Source organism: Streptomyces sp. NPDC050448, assembly GCF_040655295.1.
GTDB lineage: Bacteria > Actinomycetota > Actinomycetes > Streptomycetales > Streptomycetaceae > Streptomyces.
In genome coordinates this window covers 84,591-106,197 of record NZ_JBFAJR010000024.1, presented here as the reverse complement: position 1 = coordinate 106,197, position 21,607 = coordinate 84,591, and the positions used below count along the sequence as shown (strand labels likewise).

At 72.7% G+C, this 21,607-nt stretch carries 21 protein-coding genes and 1 pseudogene; 11 read left to right on the top strand and 11 right to left on the bottom strand.

What is annotated here, in order from left to right; all coding sequences use genetic code 11:
• Nucleotides 1–178 precede the first annotated feature (178 nt).
• Entirely contained in the window at nt 179–1,387 is a 1,209-nt protein-coding gene (locus AB0I68_RS26010; RefSeq protein ID WP_363179767.1) for an aromatic acid exporter family protein, read from the top strand.
• Nucleotides 1,388–1,992: 605 nt separating this feature from the next.
• Here AB0I68_RS26010 and AB0I68_RS26005 read toward each other — a convergent pair.
• The 4 genes from AB0I68_RS26005 to AB0I68_RS25990 form a co-directional block, all read right to left on the bottom strand.
• Complete coding sequence (locus AB0I68_RS26005; protein WP_363179784.1) at nt 1,993–2,148, bottom strand: DUF6131 family protein; 156 nt, start codon at nt 2,146–2,148, stop codon at nt 1,993–1,995.
• 183 nt (nt 2,149–2,331) lie between these two features.
• On the bottom strand, nt 2,332–2,715 hold the full coding sequence (locus AB0I68_RS26000) for a hypothetical protein (protein WP_363179766.1): 384 nt from the start codon (nt 2,713–2,715) through the stop codon (nt 2,332–2,334).
• Nucleotides 2,716–2,785: 70 nt separating this feature from the next.
• On the bottom strand, nt 2,786–3,655 hold the full coding sequence (locus tag AB0I68_RS25995; protein ID WP_363179765.1) for a hypothetical protein: 870 nt from the start codon (nt 3,653–3,655) through the stop codon (nt 2,786–2,788).
• Nucleotides 3,588–4,337: a hypothetical protein gene (locus AB0I68_RS25990; protein ID WP_363179764.1), complete on the bottom strand. Its 750-nt coding sequence runs from the start codon at nt 4,335–4,337 to the stop codon at nt 3,588–3,590. Before AB0I68_RS25990 ends, AB0I68_RS25995 begins: the two co-directional genes overlap by 68 nt.
• A 163-nt stretch (nt 4,338–4,500) precedes the next feature.
• Between AB0I68_RS25990 and AB0I68_RS25985 the strand changes: the two genes are divergently transcribed.
• The gene (locus AB0I68_RS25985; RefSeq protein WP_363179763.1) at nt 4,501–4,674 is read left to right on the top strand and encodes a CsbD family protein; all 174 of its coding nucleotides are present in this window, start codon (nt 4,501–4,503) and stop codon (nt 4,672–4,674) included.
• A 92-nt stretch (nt 4,675–4,766) separates the two neighbouring features.
• Here the strand turns inward: AB0I68_RS25985 and AB0I68_RS25980 are convergent, their stop codons facing one another.
• Complete coding sequence (locus tag AB0I68_RS25980; RefSeq protein WP_363179783.1) at nt 4,767–5,042, bottom strand: isoamylase early set domain-containing protein; 276 nt, start codon at nt 5,040–5,042, stop codon at nt 4,767–4,769.
• 328 nt (nt 5,043–5,370) lie between these two features.
• On the opposite strand from AB0I68_RS25980, the gene AB0I68_RS25975 reads away from it, so the two are divergent.
• Complete coding sequence (locus AB0I68_RS25975; protein ID WP_363179762.1) at nt 5,371–5,724, top strand: PRC-barrel domain-containing protein; 354 nt, start codon at nt 5,371–5,373, stop codon at nt 5,722–5,724.
• Between the two features lie 95 nt (nt 5,725–5,819).
• Here the strand turns inward: AB0I68_RS25975 and AB0I68_RS25970 are convergent, their stop codons facing one another.
• Both AB0I68_RS25970 and AB0I68_RS25965 read right to left on the bottom strand, forming a co-directional pair.
• On the bottom strand, nt 5,820–7,241 hold the full coding sequence (locus AB0I68_RS25970; protein WP_363179761.1) for an NADP-dependent succinic semialdehyde dehydrogenase: 1,422 nt from the start codon (nt 7,239–7,241) through the stop codon (nt 5,820–5,822).
• Nucleotides 7,242–7,465: 224 nt separating this feature from the next.
• On the bottom strand, nt 7,466–8,635 hold the full coding sequence (locus AB0I68_RS25965) for an aminotransferase class V-fold PLP-dependent enzyme (protein ID WP_363179760.1): 1,170 nt from the start codon (nt 8,633–8,635) through the stop codon (nt 7,466–7,468).
• Between the two features lie 267 nt (nt 8,636–8,902).
• Between AB0I68_RS25965 and AB0I68_RS25960 the strand changes: the two genes are divergently transcribed.
• The 4 genes from AB0I68_RS25960 to AB0I68_RS25945 all read left to right on the top strand — a co-directional run bounded on the left by AB0I68_RS25960 (nt 8,903) and on the right by AB0I68_RS25945 (nt 15,020).
• Nucleotides 8,903–9,685 carry a class I SAM-dependent methyltransferase gene (locus AB0I68_RS25960; RefSeq protein WP_363179759.1) on the top strand — a complete coding sequence of 261 codons (783 nt, stop codon included), beginning with the start codon at nt 8,903–8,905 and terminating at the stop codon, nt 9,683–9,685.
• Nucleotides 9,686–9,752: 67 nt separating this feature from the next.
• Nucleotides 9,753–10,160, top strand: coding sequence for a DUF3224 domain-containing protein (locus AB0I68_RS25955; protein WP_363179758.1), 408 nt, complete (start codon nt 9,753–9,755; stop codon nt 10,158–10,160).
• Between the two features lie 221 nt (nt 10,161–10,381).
• The gene (locus AB0I68_RS25950) at nt 10,382–13,192 is read left to right on the top strand and encodes an exo-beta-D-glucosaminidase (protein WP_363179757.1); all 2,811 of its coding nucleotides are present in this window, start codon (nt 10,382–10,384) and stop codon (nt 13,190–13,192) included.
• A 724-nt stretch (nt 13,193–13,916) separates the two neighbouring features.
• Entirely contained in the window at nt 13,917–15,020 is a 1,104-nt protein-coding gene (locus AB0I68_RS25945) for a mechanosensitive ion channel family protein (RefSeq protein ID WP_363179756.1), read from the top strand.
• A gap of 9 nt (nt 15,021–15,029) precedes the next feature.
• Here the strand turns inward: AB0I68_RS25945 and AB0I68_RS25940 are convergent, their stop codons facing one another.
• Nucleotides 15,030–15,602 (bottom strand): MepB family protein, encoded by a 573-nt coding sequence (locus AB0I68_RS25940; protein ID WP_363179755.1) that lies wholly within the window; start codon nt 15,600–15,602, stop codon nt 15,030–15,032.
• A gap of 83 nt (nt 15,603–15,685) precedes the next feature.
• Complete coding sequence (locus AB0I68_RS25935) at nt 15,686–16,954, bottom strand: bifunctional GNAT family N-acetyltransferase/ATP-binding protein (RefSeq protein WP_363179754.1); 1,269 nt, start codon at nt 16,952–16,954, stop codon at nt 15,686–15,688.
• A gap of 66 nt (nt 16,955–17,020) precedes the next feature.
• On the opposite strand from AB0I68_RS25935, the pseudogene AB0I68_RS25930 reads away from it, so the two are divergent.
• Nucleotides 17,021–17,457, top strand: a pseudogene (locus AB0I68_RS25930) (hypothetical protein); the annotation flags it as partial.
• A gap of 4 nt (nt 17,458–17,461) precedes the next feature.
• Here AB0I68_RS25930 and AB0I68_RS25925 read toward each other — a convergent pair.
• Both AB0I68_RS25925 and AB0I68_RS25920 read right to left on the bottom strand, forming a co-directional pair.
• Complete coding sequence (locus AB0I68_RS25925; RefSeq protein WP_363179753.1) at nt 17,462–18,583, bottom strand: HAMP domain-containing sensor histidine kinase; 1,122 nt, start codon at nt 18,581–18,583, stop codon at nt 17,462–17,464.
• The gene (locus AB0I68_RS25920; RefSeq protein WP_363179782.1) at nt 18,570–19,370 is read right to left on the bottom strand and encodes a response regulator transcription factor; all 801 of its coding nucleotides are present in this window, start codon (nt 19,368–19,370) and stop codon (nt 18,570–18,572) included. Before AB0I68_RS25920 ends, AB0I68_RS25925 begins: the two co-directional genes overlap by 14 nt.
• Nucleotides 19,371–19,578: 208 nt before the next feature.
• Here AB0I68_RS25920 and AB0I68_RS25915 point away from each other — a divergent pair, with 208 nt between their 5' ends.
• Genes AB0I68_RS25915 through AB0I68_RS25905 form a run of 3 tightly spaced genes read left to right on the top strand, consistent with a single transcriptional unit; the run spans nt 19,579 to nt 21,589 of the window.
• Nucleotides 19,579–20,295: a glycosyltransferase family 2 protein gene (locus AB0I68_RS25915; protein ID WP_363179752.1), complete on the top strand. Its 717-nt coding sequence runs from the start codon at nt 19,579–19,581 to the stop codon at nt 20,293–20,295.
• Entirely contained in the window at nt 20,292–20,936 is a 645-nt protein-coding gene (locus AB0I68_RS25910) for a TIGR04282 family arsenosugar biosynthesis glycosyltransferase (protein ID WP_363179751.1), read from the top strand. The genes AB0I68_RS25915 and AB0I68_RS25910 overlap by 4 nt, the downstream gene beginning before the upstream one ends.
• Nucleotides 20,933–21,589: a methyltransferase domain-containing protein gene (locus AB0I68_RS25905; RefSeq protein WP_363179750.1), complete on the top strand. Its 657-nt coding sequence runs from the start codon at nt 20,933–20,935 to the stop codon at nt 21,587–21,589. The genes AB0I68_RS25910 and AB0I68_RS25905 overlap by 4 nt, the downstream gene beginning before the upstream one ends.
• Nucleotides 21,590–21,607 lie beyond the last annotated feature (18 nt).

The following is a 21,607-nucleotide window of genomic DNA, read 5'->3' as shown; positions in this document are numbered from 1 at the left end:
CGTCGACACCGGCACCGACCTCCCTCGACCTCCCCCAGACCCACACTAGCCCCGGCCCGCGTGACCGGCTCCGAGGCAGGGCCGCGCGTGTCCGGAAGGAGGTCGGGCCCCGCGTCCGGACGTGGCGACTTGATCCGTGTGACGCGTGGTGCCGCCGAGTCCGGGAAGGCTGGCACGTATGCCGGAAGTCATCGTCACCGTACGCTCCCTCGTCCGCCGCCGCCGGGAGCCCGTCGTCGTACAGGCCTTCCGGTCGACGGCGGCGGCCGTGGTGTCCTACGTCGTCGCGCTCTGGCTGAGCAGCGAGCCGGCGCCCCTGACCGCACCCCTGACGGCGTTGCTCGTCGTACAGGTGACCCTCTACACCACCCTCACCACCGGCATCCGCCGGGTCAATTCGGTCGTCGCGGGTGTCCTCGTCGCCATCGGGTTCAGCGCCCTCGTCGGCCTCACCTGGTGGAGCCTGGGCCTGGTCATCCTCACCTCACTCGTCGTCGGCCATCTCGTGCGGGTCGACGAATTCGTCCCCGAGGTCGCGATCAGCGCGATGCTGGTGCTCGGGGTGACGCAGGTGGCGGCCGTTGCCTGGGACCGCGTACTGGAAACGCTGATCGGGGCGGTCGTGGGGCTCCTGTTCAACGTCTTCCTCGCACCGCCCGTATGGGTGGCGCCGGCGAGTGAGGCGATCACCTCGCTGGCCGGCCGCATGAGCGACCTGCTGGTCCACCTCGGCCACGAGCTGGCGGAGCACACGCCCGTGGAGCGGGCGGCAGCACGGCTGCACGAGGCGCGGCGGCTGGACAACGACATCACGCACGTGGATTCGGCGCTACGGCAGGCCGAGGACAGCCTGCGCCTCAATCCTCGGGTGAAGGAGGCACTCCTCTTCCGCCTGGTGCTCCGTACGGGGCTCGACACGCTGGAGATCTGCGCCGTGGTCCTGCGGGTCTGCTGCCGCACGCTGACCGACCTGGCCAGGACGCGCACGGACGGCCCTCTCTTCCCGGACCACCTCGCGGAGGCACTGCGGGAGCTGTTCGCGCACATGGCGATCGCGGTCGAGAACTTCGCCGTGCTGATCACCGCGCAGATCACCGCAAGTGCGCAGGAGGCGGAGGTCCGGCTGGCGCAGGAGCTCGCGGCAGCGCAGGTCAGCCGCGAGCGGGCCGCGCGTCTTCTGCTGGAGGAGGCGCGCTCGAGGCCGGGGACGTGGCAGTTGTGCGGGGCCCTGCTCGCGGAGGCCGACCGGGTACTGGACGAACTGGGGGTGGAGAAGCGCTCCGAACGGCTCGTGGAGGAGCTCGACCGGCACTCGCGCACGCAGCGCGCCCGGCGCCCGCAGCTCCAGAGGCTGTGGCGCGGCCGCTCGACCGCAGGCCGCCGGTAGGGCGGTAGAGCCGTGCGGTGCCCGATGCGGACGATCGACCCGGCGCGGCGGGCACGCCGGGCCGCCCAACCGCACCACTGGACCGGCGTGTAGTGGTGTACGAAGCGAGCCGAGACCCAGCCGGGCCGGCCGTGCAGCCGGTACCAGATGGTGTTGCCCTCCACCCAGGAGCCCTTGGTCTGACAGGCCAGCTCGACCTTCTAGGAGGGGCCCAGGGATCCGATCACCTTCGCCGAGGTCGTCGGCTGGATCCGCACGTGAAGGGCGCGCGGCTGACCACCACGCCCTTCACGTGCGGGACCCGGGCGCCCGCGGCGGGCGTGGCCGGGCCCGTGGCGGCTCCGCCACTGCGGCCGGCAGGCCTTGGAGCAGGAGCCCCAGGCCCGCCGCAGCCATCGCCATCGCCGTCTGCGCGTTCCGCTGCCCCGTCCGCTGCTCCCGTTCCGTGGCCCCTGCCTCGGCCCGCCGGTCTCGGCTGGGCCTGCGATCGACAGTGCCTCGGCAGGCCCCGCCCGGTCCCGGCGGCATACCGCCCGCTCACCCATATGGCGCAGCGGCTTCGCCGCTCGTCGGCAGTGTGGGCAGCCGGGGAGTACGGGCCGTCGTCACCAGTAGTGCCTCCGGCCCCCCACTGCATGCCCGACAGCGCCGAGAAGCCACAGAACCAGGCCCACCACGACGAGAATCACACCAATCGTCCACAGAATCGAGATTCCGGTGACGAATCCTATGATCAACAGGATCACTCCGAGCACAATCACGGCAACCTCCCAGTGCCCCGGTACCTGAGTGCACCAGGACACCCTGCGCTTACCATGAATGCCGCATTTCATGCCTGGACGGCGCTCGTAAATGAATGCGGATGCGCCGGCGAGGCCGCCGCCGCCGGAGAGCGGCAGCGGCACAGACGGGCCGCCCGGGCGGAGGAACGCCGCCAGCGGGCCTCACGGTTCCGAATAGCTGAAGTCGCCCATCGTCCAGGCGCTGACGTCCTTGATCGCGATCCGGTACATCCCGCCGGTCTCGGGAATGCCCACGGTGCCCTGGAGGATCCTGGCGACGTGGAAGTGCAGGTAGGAGGGCGGCCGTGGCTCGCTGCGCGGGGGAACGCCACCCGTGCCTTCGGCATCCATGAAGAGGCTCGCGAACGGACCGAGCCGGTCCGAATCCGCCAGGACTTCGGCCACCCGCCGCCGCCATGCGCTTTCGGGAGCGAGGCGGCCGGTGATGACCGCGCCCTGCACCAGGACGGTCAACGACATCTGGTTGGTCTGCTGCGACTCCACAGCGGAGGCGATGGCAACGAGCAGGTCGTCAGGCTTCGACATGGGCAGGAATGCTACAAGCATCCACCCCGGAACCCGGGCGTGTTCACCCGTGCGCCGAGGCGGGGCGGCGTCAGCCGGAGAAGCCGACGTGTACGTGGTCGTGGTGCGTGGCGTCGGAGAAGAACTGGTTCGGCAGGGATCCACCCGAAAGGCGTACGGGCCCGCCGACGTTGTACGAGCCCGCGGCCGCTGCCGAGCGCATGAAGGCGGCGATCAGACTGCGCGGGGTCGCGGGGTCGACGACCGGATGGCCGTCGATGCGCCAGACATCGAAGGCGCGGCCGACCGGGTGGTCGCTCGGCCGGCTGGTGCCGAACACGTTGAGCGGGTGCCCCGACCGGACCACGCTGACCGATACCCGGTAGGTGTCGGCGAGCCGGAGCATCGCGCGCAGCACGCTCTCGTGCACCGCCCCGCTGCGGATGTCCGCGGCCGAGGCGGGCGGCAGCTCGATCCGGGACTGGGCGAGCACCGCCCGCGCCGAGGCGTGGAGCGGTACCGCGGGCCCCGGGCGCCCGGGGTGCAGAGCGGTGACGGCCCAGCCCGCGGAGGTGCGGTCCAGGCGGACGTCGACGGTGGTTCCGCCCTCGTGGACGGCCCCGCCGGTACGGGTGGACTGGGCGTACGGCACCAGGACGCTCGCGGTGTCCGGCAGGATGCCGCCGTACTGCGCGTCGATCACGCGGACGACCGCCTGGTCCGCCGGGGGTGTCAGTGGTCCCGCTTCGGCGGCCAGCCGGGCGGCCCGCGGTCCGGCGATGCCGAGCGCGGCGGCCCGCTCCGCCGCGTGGCGCGGGCCGCCCTGGCCCGTCGGCCAGGTCCCGAGCGCCTCGACGAGCCGTACGGCGGCCAGTTTGGCCGCGGGCTCGATCTCACCCGGGCCGGGCCGCCACGGAGCCGCGGCGGGAAGACTCGCCGAGGGCGTGGCCTCGGCAGGCATGCGTCCTGCGGCAGCAGGGGCGCGCCGGGACAGGGGCGGCGGTTCCGTACCCGGCGAGCAGCCTGCCGCCCCCGCGCACCAGGCAGCCGTGCCCAGCAGCAGCGAACGGCGTCCGACGCCCTCGGACGGGGTCTCCCGGATCGCGGGAGGCAGGACCATGACCGGCTCCTCGATCATCCGGGTGGCGGGATGTGTCGGTCAGTGCGCGCCAGAGCAGCCGGCAGACGAAGTTCTCCTCGGTGGTGCGCAGTTGCGCGAGCAGGTCCTCGTACCGTCGGCCGGTCGCCTGCTCGGCCATCAGCGCGACGGTCGCCACGCTCGCGATGCGCATGTGGTCGTCGATGCCGGGCGCGCGCCGGGAACCGATCTCGGCGACGCCGGCCCGGTAGACCTCCCGGTGGCCGTCCCGCTGGAGCACCGCGATGGCGCCGGGCGGTCCGCCCGAGGCACTGACGAGCTCCTGGAGCTGCCGCTGCAGGGACGGGTCGCGGGGCGACGGCCCGCCGGCGCCGTCCGCCGCGGTGACGGGGCCGAGGCCGCCGGCGAATGCGGCCGCCGCCAGGGCGGCGACAGCCGCACACCGGACGGAGTCGGAGACGGGCGCCGGTACGGCCAGGGATGTGCAGCGGGCGCACGGTGATACCTCCTCAGGTCCGGGCCGACGGGCCGCGGCGGATTCCACGACTCGGCATCGGGTCGCGGCCGGGAAGCCGCCTGCGGCCTGCGGCCTGCGCCATCCGGCCCAGATGCGCGCCGGGCACGGATTCAGGATCAGTACGTTTACGGCGGCCGTTGCGGGTAAGGCGCATGAACGTCCGCAGTTCCCCTCCAGTGGAGAATCCACCATGTCCGGAGAACAGAAGGCCAAGGCCAAGGGCGAACAGGCCAGGGGAAAGCTCAAGGAAACGGCGGGCCGGGCTGTCGGCAATGAACGGCTGACCGCAGAGGGCCGCGCCGAGAAGGCGAAGGGCGACGCCCGCCAGGCCAAGGAGAAGATCAAGGACACCCTCAAGGACTGACGCCCTCAGCCATGGGGCCCCGCCTCCCGAGCACCCTTGTGGTGCCGGGAGGCGTAGGTGTCTCCCCGGACCTCGGTCCGGGGAGAAGGGCCTCAGGTGTGGAGGCGGCCGTTGGTGCCGTCGTGGGCGTCCGCGTGCACGTCGTCGAACCAGTAGTCGCCGGCTGCCAGGTAGCGGAAGGAGTGCACCTGCTTGGTCGGCAGCTTGACGGTGACGGCGCGCGAGCCGTCGGCACGCGGGGTCAGCGTGTGCATACCGGGCTTCCAGTCGTTGAAGTCACCGACGACGCTGACCGGGCCGGGCGGCTCGTCGCCCGGCAGGACGAACGTCACCTCGGTACGGTCCTTGCGCAGCTTGCGTTCCAGCATGGACAGGCCTCCCACGAAGACACGGACGGGCATGGAGCCGGTCCATCGTGTCGCCTGCGGGGTTCCACACGCCGCAACACGGCCGACCGCACCACTCGTGTGGCCTGCTCTCTGCCCTCCGGAAGCCGCTCCGGCGCCGGCCGGCCGCCCCCTGTCGCCGCTGACGCTCCCCATGGCCGTGTCGGCGGGCCACTACGGCGCGGTGTGGCTGCTCCGGGGACCGGTCGGCACCGGTGCGGCCGTGCGGGTCGGAGCGAGGTGTGGACCGCGACCGTTTGGGCAGGCGCGCTGATGGACCCCGTCCCTCAGGACGAAGGAGTGAATCGCCGTGATCAATGTGTGGATCTACCGCGAGGCATCGGGACGCCTGGCCGGAACCGACTTGACCGGTTACAAGGTCGAGGCGCTGGACGGCAGCATTGGCAAGGTCGACAAGCATTCCGACGACGTCGGCTCCTCCTACCTGGTCGTCGACACGGGGCCGTGGATCTTCGGCAAGCACGTACTGCTGCCGGCGGGCACCGTCACCCGTATCGACACGGACGAGGGCAGGATCCATGTCGGCCTCACGAAGGACCAGATCAAGGCCGCCCCCGAATTCGACGAGGAGAAGCACCTAGGGGACGCGGACTACCACCGCGTGCTGGGCGGCTACTACGGGGGCATGTCACACCGGGCCTGACCCGGGCCGCGGGCAGGCACCGCCAGGAGGGCAGTCACTGCCAGGGGCGGGCACCGTGGGATCCGGAGCGGCAGCGGCAGCGGCAGCGGCAGCGGCTACGAGCCGTTGCCGGGCTCGGCCGCGTGCCACACCGTCGTCGCGTTGCAGAATTCGCGGATGCCGTGGCCGGAGAGCTCGCGCCCGTAACCCGAGCGTTTCACCCCGCCGAAGGGAAGTGCCGGGTGGGAGGCGGTCATGCCGTTGAAGAAGACCCCGCCGGCCTCGATGTCCCGTACGAAGCGCTCCTGTTCGGCCTTGTCACGGGTCCAGACATTCGAACTCAGGCCGAAGGGAGTGTCATTGGCGAGCTCCACCGCCTCGTCGATGCCCTGTACCCGGTACACGGTGGCCACCGGGCCGAACGCCTCCTCGCGGTGGATGCGCATCTCGGGGGTGATCCCGGTGAGGACGGTCGGTTCGTAGAACCAGCCCTTCGACAGGTCCTTCGGCAGGTGCTTCGGCCGCTGCCCACCGCACAGGGCCGTGGCTCCGCGGCGTACGGCGTCGTCGACGAGCGCCTCCACGTCGGCACGGCCCTGCTCGGTGGCGAGCGGACCGACGTCCGTGGACTCCGCGAGCGGGTCGCCGACGGCCAGCGCGGCCATCCGGGCCGTGAAGCTGCGGGTGAACTCCTCGTGGACGTCGGCGTGCACGAGGAAGCGCTTGGCCGCGATGCAGGACTGGCCGTTGTTCTGCACCCGGGCCGTGACGGCGACGGCCGCGGCCCGTTCGATGTCGGCCGACGACATCACCACGAACGGATCGCTGCCGCCCAGCTCCAGAACGGTCTTCTTCACCTCGTCGCCGGCGATCGCGGCGACCGAGCGACCGGCCGGCTCGCTGCCGGTGAGGGTCGCCGCCGCGACCCTGGGGTCGCGGAGGATGCCCTCGACGGCACTGGAGGACACCAGCAGCGTCTGGAACACCCCGTCGGGGAAGCCGGCGCGCCGGAAGAGGTCGCCCAGGTAGAGCGCGGTCTGCGGCACGTTCGAAGCGTGCTTGAGCAGCCCCGCGTTGCCCGCCATCAAAGCGGGCGCTGCAAAGCGGACGACCTGCCAGAGGGGAAAGTTCCACGGCATCACGGCGAGGACCACACCGAGGGGGCGGTAGTGGACCCGGGCGTGGGAGGCTCCGGCGTCCGCCACCTCGTCCTGGGAGGGGTGCTCGTCGGCCAGCAGCTCCTCGGCGTTGCGCGCGTACCAGCGCATGGCCTTTGCGCACTTCGCCGCTTCCGCCCGGGCGGCGGCGAGCGGCTTGCCCATCTCGATCGTCATCGTGCGGGCGATGTCGTCCTGGTCCTGGTCCAGCAGGTCGGCCGCGCGGTCGAGGAGGCGGGCGCGTTCGGAGAACCCCGTCGTACGGTAGCTCCGGAACGCCGATTCGGCGGCCGCCAGGCGCTGCTCGATCTGCTCGGCCCCCAGCTCGTCGAACGTTCTGAGCGTCTCGCCGTTCGCGGGGTTGACGGTTGCGATGGCCATGTCCGGCCCTCCTCGTCCTCGATGCGTCGCACCGGACCGTATCGGCCCTGCATCGTCCGCCCGGCACCATGCCGTGGCGTGTCAGTCCGAGAAGCGGATTCACTCGATCGCCGAACCGCCGGAACGCTTACCCGAGTGCGATGAGGCGTCGGAATCCTGCGCACAGGTGTGCGTCTTCCTCTGGCACGCCGCGGCGGGCATTCACGGCCTCGCACGGCGGCCCTTCACGGCCGGTTCAGGGCGGCGTCCAGCGCGGTGAGCAGTTGGTCGATGTCGGCGCCGGTGGTGTGGAGATGCGGGCTGATGCGGATGGCCGGGCCCCTGGCCCCGACGAACACGTTCGCCACCTCCAGCGCGGCCACCACGCGCTGCTGGAGCCCGGCGGGGACCGTGATGCCGAGCATGTGCGGGCCGCGCGGCGCGGGGACGGGCAGGCCCCGCTCGCGGGCCGCCGAGGCGATGCGGGCCGTGGTCGCCGCCAGGGTGACGGCAATGCGGGGTACGGTCCAGGCCGACAGCTGCTCCAGGGCTGCGATGGCCATCGGGGTGAGTTCGAAGGCGGTGCGCGCGCCCGCGTCGAAGCGGCGGGCTCCGGGCTGGTATTCGGTGCGGTAGTCGACGAGCCGCGCGAAGTCCTGGGAGTCCTTGCGCAGGATCCAGTTCTCCTCCAGCGGCCGCCCCTCCTGGTGTGCCGGAGCCACGTACAGGTAGCCGAGCCCGAAGGGGCCGAGCAGCCACTTGTAGCCGACGCTGACGAGGAAATCGGGCCGCAGCGTGCCCATGTCGATCGGGATCGCCCCGGCGGACTGGCTGGCGTCGATGACCAGGGCGGCGCCGGCAGCCCGGGTGGCCTCGGCGATCCGGTCCAGGTCGAGCAGGGCGCCGTCCGTCCAGTGCACCCGGGGCACCGAGACCACGGCCACGCTGTCGTCGTGTGCATCGAGAGCGTCGAGCACGGCCTCGGTCCACGTCTGGCCGGGCTCTCGGCCGACGGTGAGCGTCGAGGCCCCCGTACGCTCGGCGAACCGCCACCAGGTGTAGATCCCGGACGGGTACTCGCCGGCGAGGACCAGGATCCGGCTGCCGGCCCGCGCCGTCAGGCCGGCGGCGGCCACCGCGAACCCGTAGCTGGTCGCCGGTACGAGGGCGATGTCGTCTGCGGCCGCCCCGATGAGCCCCGCGAACAGCGCTCTGCGCTGCTCGGCCGCGCTGAACCAGTCGGCGCTCTGGATCCGCCAGGGCTGCGCGCGTTTGAGGAGGGCGGCCTCGCCCGCAATGAGGCTGGTGCGCAGGGTCGGTGCCAGGCTGGCGGTGTTGAAGTAGGCGATGCCGTCGGGAATGTCGAACAGCCCACGGGCGTTGGGGAGCAGCTCGCTGCCGACAGGCGAGGTCATGGCGTGCCTTTCGAGACGGTGCGGCTCCACGGAGCCGGAGCCTGGGCCGGGGCCAGGGGCCGGGGTCCACCACACTGCCCGGCCTCCGGGGCCGGAAACATCAGCCGCCCCGGGGGGAACGGCGCAGTCGCCCCACTTGGCCGACCCGTCGTGCGCGGCTGGAGCGCATCGGCCGCTGGATCCGGTCCCGCGGCCCTGCGCCGCGGCGCGTACCGGACGGGCGCGCCGCTGCCGTCGCCCGGCCCGCCGGGCCGATAGTGGGGAGCTGTGAGCAACGGGTCAGAGGGACACATGCAAGAGGGCGGCGCCTGGTCCGGGCCTGCCGGGGCCGAGGCGTTCGCGGCGGTGGAGGCGGCCACGGACTGGCTGCTCGGCTATCCGTTCGTTTTCGAGGCCCTGTCCCGCCACCGGATCGGCGAGGACGGGGTGCTCGTGGACTACGGCTGCGGCCCCGGACGGGTGGCCGACCGGGCGGCCCGCGTACTGGGCGCACGGGTGCTGGGGGTGGACACGTCCGCCGAGATGCTGGCGCTGGCCCGGAGTACGGCGACGGAGGTCGCGGAGTTCCACCTGGTCAGGGACGGCCGGGTGACCGGCCTGCCCGACGGCTGTGCGGACGCGGTCATGTGCAATCACGTCCTGGCCTCGCTCCCGACCGAGGAGGCCGTGCTCGGGGTGTTCGCCGAGATCCGCCGCCTGCTGCGGCCCGGATGCCCGCTCGTGCTGCTGACCACCGACCCCGCCTGTACGGGGCGGGAGTACGCCTCGCTGCGCGTGGGCACGGCGGGGGCCGCGTACCGGCCGGGCGAGGAGATGCCGCTGCGGCTGCGGCGCACCGACGGCTCCTGGCAGGAGGTACGCAACCACGCCTGGCCCCTCGACCTGCTGGCGGCCCTGCTGGAACGCGCCCGCTTCCGCGATGTCACCCAGCGCCGGCCGACCGTGGACGAGGCTCTGGCCATCGCGGACCCGTCGCTCGTGGAGCGCTACGCGTGGACCGCGGAGCGGGCCGAACCGCCGCTGGTGATCACATCCGCCCTGGCGGCCTGAGGCCGGCGGGGTGCGCCCTCGCGGCCGCTTCGGGGCCGATGTCAGTGGCGGCGCATACGATCCGGGCATGAGAGCTTCAGGAACGTTCACCGTTGCCGGCTTCACCCCGGCTGCGACGCCGGACCCGGGGATCGAGACCGCGATGCCCGTCGGTGTCGCCACCATGCAGAAGCAGTACGAGGGCCAGGTGGCCGGGTGTTCCGCCACGCTGTTCACCGCCGCGTTCGACCAGTCCAGCGGAACCGGGACCTACGTCGCGATGGAGTCCTTCGAAGGGACCCTGGGCGGGCGGACGGGCACCTTCAACTTCGCGCATTCGGCGACCACGCTCGGCGAAGGCAGACAGAGCGAGTTCTTCGTCATCGTCCCGGCCAGTGGTACGGATGCACTGGCCGGGATCACGGGGGCGGGCGGCATGGCGGTGGACGCCGACGGCACCCACCGGATCTGGTTCGACTACGAACTCGCCCAGTAGACCGGAACCACCCACACGCGGGTGGGAGGAGGAATCCGGGCAGCCGCTCTCCAACTCCGGCGCCGGAGTGACCGCGCGCGGCAGGCGAGGCGGTGTCCGGGGGGAATGGTCAGGACGCGTACGGCGCGTTCGCCGATCCGCCGCGTCGGGTCGGTTAGGTTGAGGGCCGCTCCTCCAGCGCGCATGACGCGGATTCCCGGCCAGCCTCCCCGGAGACCACCGTGTTCCCCTCTCCCGTCCGTGCTCTTCCGGTCGCCCGATGGCAAACCGCCGCCCTGGCCGTACTCGGCCTGTTGGGTGCACTCATCGCGGGTGCTCCGGCCGCGGCTCCCTCCCCTCGGGCAGCGCACGTACGGGCGGTGACCGCCGTCCCCGCGGAGCCGGGGAGCACCACGGCCTTGTCCGGGTACGCCATCCGGTCGACGGCCGAGGTCTCCGACGCGGCGGCCGTCGTCTCCGCCCCGGGCTACCGGACGACCGGCTGGTACCCGGCCGGACCGCGGTCCACCGTGCTCGCGGCCCTGGTCGCGGGCGGCAAGTACCCCGACCCCTTCTACTCCACCAATCAGCAGCGCATTCCGGCGGCCGACTTCACCGTACCGTGGTGGTTCCGCGCCGAGTTCACCGTCGACGACACCTCCTCGCGCACGTACCTGGACTTCAGCGGGGTCGTCTCCGCAGCGGACGTGTTCGTCAACGGCAAGCAGGTCGCCACGGCGTCCGCGGTCGTCGGCGCGTACACCCGTCACGAGCTCGACGTCACCGGCCTGGTGCGGGCCGGCGCCAATGCGGTGGCCTTCCGCATCGAGCCCAACAACCCCCGCAAGAACCTCACCATGGGATGGCTCGACTGGTTGCAGCCGCCCCCGGACGAGAACATGGGCATCGTCCGCGACGTGCTCGTACGGCGCGGCGGGCCCGTCGCCCTGCGCGACGCGCACGTCCTGACCGGCCTGGCGCTGCCGTCCCTGGCCACCGCCGACCTGACCGTCAAGGCGAAGGTGCGCAACGACTCGGCGGACGCCGTCACCGCCACTGTCTCCGGGACCATCGGCACCGGCATCGCCTTCCGCCAGGACGTGTCCCTGCGCGCCCACGAGACGAAGACGGTGGCCTTCACCCCGGCCGACACTCCGCAGCTGCATCTCGGCTCGCCGCGCGTGTGGTGGCCCGCCGGGATGGGCGCGCAGGAGCTGTACGAACTCGACCTGGCGGTGACGGTGTCCGGGTCCGGGGCCACCGCCGGTGCCGGTGCCAGTGCCGGTGCCGGTGCCGGTGCCGGTGCCGGTGCCGTGTCCGACCGTTCCCGCCACGACTTCGGCATCCGCAGCGTGCGGGCTCCGCTCAACGACGACGGCGCCCGGCAGTACTCCGTCAACGGCCGCCCGCTGCTGATCCGGGGCGCCGGCTGGTCCCCCGACCAGCTGCTCCGCTGGGACCGCCGCTACACCGAGGACCGGCTGGCGTACGCACGCGACCTCGGCCTCAACACCCTGCGCCTGGAAGGGCACCTCGAACCGGACGAGTTCTTCGACCTCGCCGACCGGTACGGGATCCTCACCCTGCCGGGCTGGCAGTGCTGTACCAAATGGGAGGGCGAGGTCAACGGCAGCGAGGCGGGAGAGAGCTGGACCGCGGCCGACTACCCGGTCGCCAAGGCCTCCATGGCCGCCGAGGCCGCGCGCCTGCGCGATCACCCCAGCGTCATCTCCTTCCTCATCGGCAGCGATTTCGCTCCGGACGCGGAGATCGAGAAGGGCTACGTCGACGCGCTGAAGGCCGCCGACTGGCCCACCCCCGTGGTCTCCGCCGCGTCCGCCAAGTCGGCGCCGCTCACCGGCCCTTCGGGCATGCGGATGCCCGGCCCCTACGACTGGGTGCCGCCCGGCTACTGGTACGACAAACGGGAGGGCGGAGCCACCGGCTTCAACTCCGAGACCAGCGCGGGCCCCGACATCCCCACCCTCGACACCCTGCGCCGCATGATGTCCCCGGCCGAGCTGACCGCCCTCTGGAAGGAGCCGGCCGCGCCGCAGTACCACCGGTCCCCCTCCCGCACCTACGCCACACTGGGGCTGTACGACGATGCGCTGACCGCCCGGTACGGCGCCCCGCGCAGCCTCGAGGACTACGTCGCCAAGGCGCAGCTCGCCCAGTACGAGAACGTCCGCGCGCAGTACGAGGCGTACGCGCGCAACGCCACCGACGGCTCGAAGCCGTCGACGGGGGTCGTCTACTGGATGTTCAACAGCGGCTGGACCTCGCTGCACTGGCAGCTGGTGGACCGCTTTCTCGACCAGGGCGGCGCCTACTTCGGCGCGAAGAAGGCGAACGAGCCGCTGCACGTCCAGTACTCCTACGACGACCGCACGGTGGCCGTCGTGAACCGCCGCCCGGCGGCCGTGTCGGGGCTGACCGCGCGGGTGTCCCTCTTCAACACCGACGGGACGCAGAAGTACGACCGGACCGTGACCGGTCTCGGCGTGGGCGGGGGCGGCGCGAAGGCGATCGCCCTGACCCTCCCGGCCTCGGTGGAGGGGCTGTCCACCACCCATCTCGCGCGGCTGGTCCTGACGGACGCCGTCGGCCGCGAGGTGAGCCGCAACGTGTACTGGCTCTCCACACGCCGCGATGTCCTGGACTACGACGAGAGCGACTGGTACCACACCCCGACCACTGCCTACGCCGACCTCACCGGCCTGCGGTCCATGGCTCAGGCCTCCGTGTCCGCCACGGCGGCGACGGCCGTTCGCCCCGACGTGCCGGCGACCTCCACGACCACCGTCACGGTGCGGAACACCGGCACCGGGAACACCCCGGCCCTCCTCACCGACCTCCATCTGGTCGACGGCAAGGACACCCCCGTCCTCCCCGTCCGGTGGTCCGACAATCAGATCAGCCTCTGGCCCGGTGAGTCGGCGACCCTGACGGCGACGTACCGCACCGCCGATCTGCACGGGGCCCCGCCCCGGATCAGGGTCTCAGGCTGGAACACACCGACGGCCACGATTGCGGCCGCCGGCCGCCGATAGGCCTGCCGGCCGGGCCGGGTGGCAGACCCGAACGGGTAGGGGATGACAGATGACCTGCGGGGCGTGGAACGGATGGCCACGAGCATGTTCCTGTCAGCCGCCCCCGCCCCCGCCCCCGCGGCCGGTCGCGCTCCCGGCGGGCCGGCCGGGACACCCCGCCGACCGTGGCGGCCCGTCTCCTGGTGGAGGTCCGGTACGTGTCCGCGGCCGATGCGCCCTCCACCGTGGTGGCGCCCAGATCCGGACGGACGTCCGCCTGTCTCCGGGCGGCCGGATCCCTTCACCGTGCAGGTGCCCGATCTCGACCCCTCCTGCTCCTACGGCCTCCGCATCCACGTCGACTTCTCGGGCACGGGGACCTCGAGTCGGGTGACATGATCAACACCCGGTCGCTGCCGGTACCACCGAGCTCCACGGACGAGCTGACCGCCCCGGTGGACAGGGTGTGAGCGGTCCCCGGACTCGTGCGCGGACGTTCGCTCGCTGTTGACGGACGATGTCGTGCGAACCGCCCCCTGCCGCGACTCCCCCCGACACCGGCCCGCCTGCAGTGGCCCCTCGCCCATGGGGCAGGATGGCAGCCCGTTCCGGAATGCGTACACGCACCCGAACGCGGCTCCATGCACGACAAACTGACAGGTGACAAGGTGACGACACACCTCATACGACGGCCCGTAGCGCCCGTCGCCGCTCCCCGGGTCCGGCGCGAAGCGGAGGGCGTCCGTTGAACCGGGAACTCGTCCTGCACGACTGGCTGGTGGCCGGGATCGCGGTCGCCGCGGGTGCCCTGGCCGGGCTGCTGCTGCGCGCCCTGATGCGCTGGCTCGGCCGGCATGCCGAGCGGACACGGTGGAGCGGGGACGACATCATCGTCGACGCGCTGCGCACGCTCGCACCCTGGGCAGCCGTCATCGCGGGCGTCGCGGTGGCCGCGTCGACCCTGCCGCTCACCACGCGCGTCCTGGGGTTCGTGAACCAGTCCCTGACCGCTCTGCTCATCCTCATCGCCACGCTCAGCGCCGCCCGGGTCATCTCGGGTCTCGTCCAGTCCGTGGCGGGGTCGCGGACCGGAGTGGCCGGATCGGCGACCATCTTCGTGAACATCACGCGGATCGTGGTGCTCGTGATGGGTGTGCTCGTCGCGCTCGAAACCATGGGCGTGTCCATCGCGCCGCTGGTCACCGCCCTCGGCGTCGGCGGTCTGGCGGTGGCCCTGGCGCTGCAGGACACCCTCGCCAACCTCTTCGCCGGCGTTCACATCCTCGCTTCGAAGACCGTCCAGCCCGGTGACTACATCCGTCTCAGCAGTGGTGAGGAGGGATACGTCGTCGACATCAACTGGCGCAACACCGTGGTCCGCAACCTGTCGAACAACCTGGTGATCATCCCGAACGGGCGTCTCGCGCGGACGAACATGACCAACTTCACGCAGCCCGAGCAGCAGTTGTCGATCCCGGTCCAGGTGGGCGTGGGCTACGAGAGCGACCTGGAGCACGTCGAGCGGGTGACCCTCGAGGTGGTCGACAGCGTGATGGCCGACATCAACGGCGCGGTCCCCGACCATGAAGGGGCCGTCCGGTTCCACACGTTCGCGGACTCCAGGATCAACTTCACGGTGATCCTGGGCGTCGGCGAGTTCAGCGACCAGTACCGGATCAAGCACGAGTTCATCAAGCGCCTGCACCAGCGGTTCCGGGCGGAGGACATCTCGATCCCCGCCCCCACCCGGACGGTCGCACTCCACCGGGACGAGCTCCAGACGTCCGGGCCTCACCCCGTCCCGCACCAGCGCGAGGCCCCGACGCGTTCGCCCGCCGCCACCGGCTGACCCGCGCGCCTACGGGTGGTAGAGCGCCCCGGCGCGGTCCGGGTCGACGGGGCCCTCCTGTGGCAGGTGGAGGAAGTGCTCCACCTGCCACGCCTGCGCCCGGTCGGCCTGGCGGTTGGCGGTGGTCACCCAAGGCGGGTAGACGCGGAAGCCCCGCTTCCCGCCGGAACCGTCCACCGATACGACACCGTTCCGGCGGAGCACATCCATCGGGAAGACGAACTGGCCGAAGCCGTCATCGTCCCGGCTGCTGATGACGAAGAGGTCCACGGGATCCGCGGCGTCGAAGGGCTGGATGGGCCCGCCCGGGGACCTCTTCCACACGGTCACGAACTGGCCGACCTTGGTGGGCGTCGTCTTGGCTGCGCGGAACCGGACGAAGCGGCCGTCCACGGTGAATCCATGCGCGGCGTACGCGGCGCCCTCGGCCTCGGGAACCGGCTGTGAGCAGGTGAATCCGCAGGGGTCGTAGAGGCGTGACTTCGCCGCGAGGAGATCGTCGGGGACCCGGGTCGTGTCCGACCACGGTTCGGAGCCGACGGCGGGGTGGTGACGGGCGGAGCTCTCGCGGTGTTTCGTCATCCGTTCACCTTGTCACGGAAGCCGGATGCCCGGGTGCCCGGGTGCCCGGGTGCCCGGACGGACGACGGCTGCCCGGCCGGGGGCTAGAGCCGTGCGAAGTTCTCGGTCTGGTGCGCGAACTCCTCCGCCATGGCGCTGCTGACCGTGGCCTGCGTGCAGCGGATCGCCTCCAGGTAGTCCGCCGTCGTGGGTTCGACCCGGGTACCCGTGTCGTACGACTGCTCGAACATGGCCTGGGAGACGGTCCGCGCCGCATGGGCGATGTCCGCGGGGGTGAAGCCCTCGCTCGCGGCGGCGAGGGCCGCCACGTCGGCCTCGGCTCCCGACCGTGCCAGGTAGCTCTCCCACAGGGCGGCCCTGGCCTCGCGGTCGGGCGGGCCGATGGGGACCACGTAGTCGAAGCGCCCGTGCCGCAGGAAGGCCGAGTCCAGCGTGGTCACGCTGTTCGTGGCACACACGAGCAGCCTGCCGTCCCGCGCGCGGAACCGGACGATCGCCTTGAGCAGCTCGTTGACGACGCCGACGGCGGTCGCGTCGGCTCCGCTGCGCTCGCCGGCGACCTCCTCGACCTCGTCGATGAAGACCAGGACGTGCTCGAGCCGGGCGATCTCGTCGAAGCGTCGGCTCAGCCCTGTCGCCAGCCCGTACTCCGCGGCGAGGCGAGCCGGGAACAGTTCCAGGAAGGGCCATCCGAGGCGGCCCGCGACGGCGTGCGCAAAGGTGCTCTTCCCGGTCCCCGGCGGGCCGAACAGCATGACGGCGCGCGGGAGTTCCACGCCGTGCTGGGCGGCCAGCTCGGGATGGGCGAGCGGGAGTACGAGGCGGCGCTCGATGAACCGCTTCTCCCGTTCCATGCCGGCGACCCGGCTCCACAGGCCCTTGGCGGGCAGCTCCGCCCCGATGGCGGTCAGCAGGCTGATCGCCTGCGGCGTCACCGATGCGTGTTTCTCGAAGAAGACCAGGCCGGAGCGGGTTGCGAAGCCGCGGTTGCGCAGCGCGACGGCCCCGGTCTCGTCCCCGGGCAGGACGGCGTACACCGTGCGGACACCATCGTCGAACAGCCGGCGCTCCAGCGCCGACAGCAGTGCGCTGCCCAGCCCCTGCCCCCGCCAGGAGGGGAGCATGCAGATCCGCAGGATCCACGCCTTGTCGCCTTCGACCCGGCTCACCGCGGCCCCGACCATCACCTCGTCCGCGATGGCGACGACGGCCGGGTCGAGGGACTGGAGGGCAGCGACGGCGTCGGAGAGCCGGAACAGCGGGGACGCGTCGGAGGTTCCGCTCTCCGCCTCGACGCGCACCACCGCTTCGAGATCGTCCACCGAATAGTCCCTGACCTGCCAACCAGCCATGATCAGCTCCGGATCCTCGGTCCCCCTCCCATCATCGACGCGCCCGTGCGGCAGCACGAATCGGGTTTCGGGGACGCACCCGGCCACGTGTCGGCCAACGAGCTCGGTACGGCGGTACCGCCGGCCCACATGGCCGAGGCGGGGGTGGGCAGGCCGCTGCTCCGCGGGGCGATGGTCGTCTACGGCGAGAGGCGGTACGCGTGCTCCGCCCACGGCGTGCTCCACCCACGGCGTGGTCCGGCCCGGCCCGCGTGCCGAGGCCGATCCGGCGGCGGGCCGGTTCGAGCCGCGCTGCCCCGCGACCGGCCCGGCCGCGACATGGCCGAGGCCCCGGCCGCCGCGTGCGGGGCCCTGACCCGGTCGTCACCGGCGAGTACCGGCTGGGCGACGTCAGGCACATCACCGCCGACTCGGCGCGCCTGCGCCGCGAACCGGGCCGGCGTCCGCAGGTGCCGTTCGCCGCCGGGATGACGGAGCCGGCGGCCGGGGCGGACACCCCCTGAGCCTCTAGGCGGGGGCGGGGAGGGTCAGTTCGAAGCGGCACCCGCCGGAGACGTTGCGGACGTGCGCGTGCCCGTCATGGGCCTCGACGATGCCCCGGACGATCGCCAGGCCCAGGCCCGCGCCCGCCGGAGGGGTGCGGGCCTGGGTGCCGCGCCAGCCGGTGTCGAAGACGCGCGGGAGGTCCTCCTCGGGGATGCCGCCGCAGGCATCGGTGACCGACAGCACCACCGCCCCCTCACGGGATTCCGCCGAGATCGCGACCGTACCGTCGGCCGGGGTGTGGCGGATGGCGTTGACCAGCAGGTTCGAGAGGACTCGGGTCATCTCCTTGCCGTCCACCTCCACCGGCAGCGGTGCGATGCCGTCGCCGACCAGCCGTACGCCGTGCTCGCGGGCGAGGGCGTCGGTGCCGGCCAGGACGTCGCCCACCAGGTCGTAGAGGGACATGCGGGTGGGGCTGAGGCTGAGGGCGCCCGCGTGGATGCGGGAGAGCTCGAAGAGGTCGCCGACCATGGAGTTGAGGCGGTCGACCTCGGTGCGCATCTGCCGGTGGTAGCGGGCGGGGTCGGCGGCCATGCCGTCCTCCAGCGCCTCCGACATGGCGCGCAGCCCGGCGAGCGGGGTGCGCAGATCGTGCGAGATCCAGGCCACCAGTTCACGCCGTGAGGTTTCCAGGGCCCGCTCGCGCTCCCGGGACTCGTTCAGACGTTCGCTGGTCAAGGCCAGTTCGCGGCTGAGCGCGGTGAGTTCGGCGGGGGCCGGTACGGAGGGAGTCGTGAAGGTGCCGTCCTCGCCGAACACCCGCGCGGCGGCGACGAGCTCACGGCAGCGCAGGACCACCTGGCGCCCCAGCAGCAGGGCGGTACCCAGCGAGACGGCGGCGGCCACCGCGACGACCACCGTCACCACGGTCAGGTCGTGGGAGGACAGGAACATCGCCCAGGCCACGGCCAGCGTGCCGGCGAGCATCGCGAGCACGGCGACGGCGGTCACGACGGCGAGCGATACGGCGACGCTGCGCCGACGCAGCATCCGCAGGAGGAGGGCGCCCAGCGCTCCGGCGCCGCCCGCGCCGAGGAGCGCGTACAGGGCGATCAGCAGCAGATCCTGGTCACGCATGTTCATGGCCATCCGCCGTTCTCGGGTCCGTGGCGGGCGTCGCCGGGGCGGGGTGGGCGTCGAAGCGGTAGCCGGCGCCCCAGACGGTCTGGATCAGCCGGGGAGTCGCCGGATCGTCCTCGATCTTGCCGCGGAGCCTGCGGACGTGGACGGTGACGGTGGACAGGTCGCCGAAGTCCCAGCCCCAGACCTCGCGCATGAGCCGCTCCCGGTCGCAGACCTGCCCGGGGTGCCGCAGGAAGTAGGCGAGGAGATCGAACTCCCGCAGGGTGAGGGCGAGCTCCCTGCCGTCCTTGCTGACCCTGCGGGCCGCCGGGTCCAGGCTCAGCCCCGCCGCACTGAGACGGGGGCCTTCGGCCGGCGGGGCGGGGACGGCCCGGCGCAGTACGGACTGCACCCGCAGGACGAGCTCGCGCGGGCTGAAGGGCTTGGTCACGTAGTCGTCCGCGCCGACTTCCAGGCCCAGGATCCGGTCGTCCTCGTCGCCGCGTGCCGTGAGCATGATGACCGGGACGGGCGGGACCCGGCCCTGATCACCCCGCTGATCGCCGCCCTGGCCACCGCGCTGACCGGCGCCGCCCTCGCGGGCCCGGAGCCGCCGGCAGACCTCCAGCCCGTCCATGCCCGGCAGCATGAGGTCGAGGACCACCAGGTCCGGACGCTGCTCCTCGGCGGCGCGCAGGGCGGCCGGTCCGTCGGCGGCCCGACGCACGGCGAAGCCGGCCCGGTCGAGATATCCGGCCACGACCTCCGAGACGGTCGGGTCGTCGTCCACGACCAGGACGCTCCCCATGACCCGGTCCGGGGTTCCCGGCCCGCCGGTGTCGAAGGTGCTCTGGCCCTCGTCCGTCGTACTCTGCGCATTGCTGACTGCCATGGCTCCAGCCTGACATCCGCCCGGGCCGGCGTGTACCGCGCCCTCCCCCGAACCGGTACGGCGTCCGCGTTTCGTAAGGAGTGAAAGCCCCTTTCGTCCGCTCCGGCTTCCTACGGTGTGGACCGTGACTGAATCTGCTTCTGTGCCGCCCCGGGCGGACCTCGTACTGCCGTGCCTCGACGAGGCGGAGGCGCTCCCCTGGGTGCTGGCGCGGGTGCCGGACGGATGGCGGGCCATCGTCGTCGACAACGGCTCCACCGACGGCTCCGCCGACATCGCCCGCAGCCTGGGGGCGACCGTGGTGTCCGAACCCCGGCGCGGCTTCGGCGCCGCCTGCCATGCCGGGCTGCTGGCCGCGCGCGCCGACCTCGTGTGCTTCTGCGACTGCGACGCCTCCCTGGACCCCGGGCTACTCGCCCCCATGGCGGCGCGGGTCGCGGCCGGCGAGGCCGACCTGCTGCTCGGCCGACGCCGTCCGCAGGGCCGCGGTGCGTGGCCCGCACACGCCCGCGCCGGGAACCTCGCGCTGGCGGGGATGCTGCGCCGTCGTACGGGGCTGCGGCTGCACGACCTCGGACCGATGCGGGTCGCGCGCCGCAAGGCACTGCTGGGCCTGGACCTGACCGACCGGCGCAGCGGCTACCCGCTCCAGATGGTCGTACGGGCCGCCGACGCGGGCTGGCGCGTGGCCGAGACGGACGTGCCGTACCTGCCGCGCTCCGGGAAGTCGAAGGTCACCGGCACCTGGCGGGGCACCTGGCACGCGGTGCGGGACATGCGGCGGGTGCTGGCCGAGGCGCCCGGTACGCGGTCCGTCCCGGCGGACGAGGTCTCCGCATGAGCACGCACGGCAGCAATCACACGGGCACTCTCCTCGTCGTCGCCAAGGCCCCGCTCGCAGGCCGGGTCAAGACGCGTCTCACCCCGCACTTCACCCCGCAGGAGGCCGCCGGCCTGGCCCGCGCCGCGCTCCAGGACACGCTGGCCGCCGTCCTCGCCACGCCGGCCCGGCGCCGCGTCCTCTACCTCGACGGGGCGCCGGGGCCCTGGCTGCCGGACGGCATCGAGGTCGTCCCGCAGTGCGCGGGCGGGCTCGACGCCCGACTGGCCGCGGCCTTCGCCCTGCACGACGGCCCCGCGCTCCTGATCGGCATGGACACCCCCCAGGTCACTCCGGAACTCCTCGCCCAAGGCCTCGACTTCACCGGTACGAACGCCTGGTTCGGCCCGGCCGTGGACGGCGGCTTCTGGGCCCTGGGGCTCGCCGAACCCGACCCGGCGCTGCTGCTCGGCGTCCCCATGTCCGCAGCGCACACCGGGGAGGTGCAGCGCCGGAGGCTGACCGCGTCCGGGCGGGCCGTACGGGACCTCCCGGCGCTTCGCGACGTCGACACTCCGGACGATGCGGCGCTGGTCGCGGCCGCCGCGCCGGAGACCCGCTTCGCCGCCCTGCACGCCGAGCTGTGCGCGGCCGTACGATGACCGCGCAACTGGTGGAGCCCGCCCAGGCCTGGCGGGCCGACCCGTACTCCGACGCCCTGCGCGCCGGCCAGGGCCCGCTCTACCTGCGCCGCAGCGACGGCTGGCTGCTGCCGCTGGACGTGGAGCGCTGGTGCGCCGAGCCCGACAGCGCCGACGCCACCGTCCTGTCCCGCTGCCACGGCCCGGTCCTGGACATAGGGTGCGGACCGGGCCGCCTGGTCGCGGCGTTGGCGCGCCTCGGGCATGCCGCGCTGGGCGTGGACGTCACCCCGGAGGCAGTGGCCTGTACCGTACGCGCCGGCGGCAGCGCCCTGTGCCGGTCCGTGTTCGACCCGCTGCCCAGCGAGGGCCGCTGGGGCACGGTCCTGCTGATCGACGGAAACATCGGCATCGGCGGCGACCCCGGCGCGCTGCTGCGCCGCGCGGCCGGGCTCGCGGCCCCGGGCGGCTCGCTGCTGGTCGAGGTGGCCACCGTGGACGTCGACGAGCGCGTCGAGGTCCACGTCGAGGACGGTCGGGGCGGCCGCGGGGCGGCGTTCCTGTGGGCCCGGCTCGGTACCCGCGCGCTCCGTGCCGAAGCGGCAGCCGCGGGCTGGACCCGAGCGGTGACATGGCATGCCTCGGGCCGCGCGTTCGTGCAGCTGCGACGCTGACCGGAACGCTGGACGGCG

What these genes read in the sequence shown, in the direction of transcription:
- AB0I68_RS25925 (WP_363179753.1), bottom strand. Translation starts at nt 18,583, where the DNA reads ATGAACATGCGTGACCAGGATCTGCTGCTGATCGCCCTGTACGCGCTC.
- AB0I68_RS26000 (WP_363179766.1), bottom strand. Translation starts at nt 2,715, where the DNA reads ATGTCGAAGCCTGACGACCTGCTCGTTGCCATCGCCTCCGCTGTGGAG.
- AB0I68_RS25955 (WP_363179758.1), top strand. Translation starts at nt 9,753, where the DNA reads ATGAGAGCTTCAGGAACGTTCACCGTTGCCGGCTTCACCCCGGCTGCG.
- AB0I68_RS25965 (WP_363179760.1), bottom strand. Translation starts at nt 8,635, where the DNA reads ATGACCTCGCCTGTCGGCAGCGAGCTGCTCCCCAACGCCCGTGGGCTG.
- AB0I68_RS26010 (WP_363179767.1), top strand. Translation starts at nt 179, where the DNA reads ATGCCGGAAGTCATCGTCACCGTACGCTCCCTCGTCCGCCGCCGCCGG.
- AB0I68_RS25935 (WP_363179754.1), bottom strand. Translation starts at nt 16,954, where the DNA reads ATGGCTGGTTGGCAGGTCAGGGACTATTCGGTGGACGATCTCGAAGCG.
- AB0I68_RS25920 (WP_363179782.1), bottom strand. Translation starts at nt 19,370, where the DNA reads ATGGGGAGCGTCCTGGTCGTGGACGACGACCCGACCGTCTCGGAGGTC.
- AB0I68_RS25980 (WP_363179783.1), bottom strand. Translation starts at nt 5,042, where the DNA reads ATGCTGGAACGCAAGCTGCGCAAGGACCGTACCGAGGTGACGTTCGTC.
- AB0I68_RS25910 (WP_363179751.1), top strand. Translation starts at nt 20,292, where the DNA reads ATGAGCACGCACGGCAGCAATCACACGGGCACTCTCCTCGTCGTCGCC.
- AB0I68_RS25995 (WP_363179765.1), bottom strand. Translation starts at nt 3,655, where the DNA reads ATGCCTGCCGAGGCCACGCCCTCGGCGAGTCTTCCCGCCGCGGCTCCG.
- AB0I68_RS25970 (WP_363179761.1), bottom strand. Translation starts at nt 7,241, where the DNA reads ATGGCCATCGCAACCGTCAACCCCGCGAACGGCGAGACGCTCAGAACG.
- AB0I68_RS25985 (WP_363179763.1), top strand. Translation starts at nt 4,501, where the DNA reads ATGTCCGGAGAACAGAAGGCCAAGGCCAAGGGCGAACAGGCCAGGGGA.
- AB0I68_RS25940 (WP_363179755.1), bottom strand. Translation starts at nt 15,602, where the DNA reads ATGACGAAACACCGCGAGAGCTCCGCCCGTCACCACCCCGCCGTCGGC.
- AB0I68_RS25905 (WP_363179750.1), top strand. Translation starts at nt 20,933, where the DNA reads ATGACCGCGCAACTGGTGGAGCCCGCCCAGGCCTGGCGGGCCGACCCG.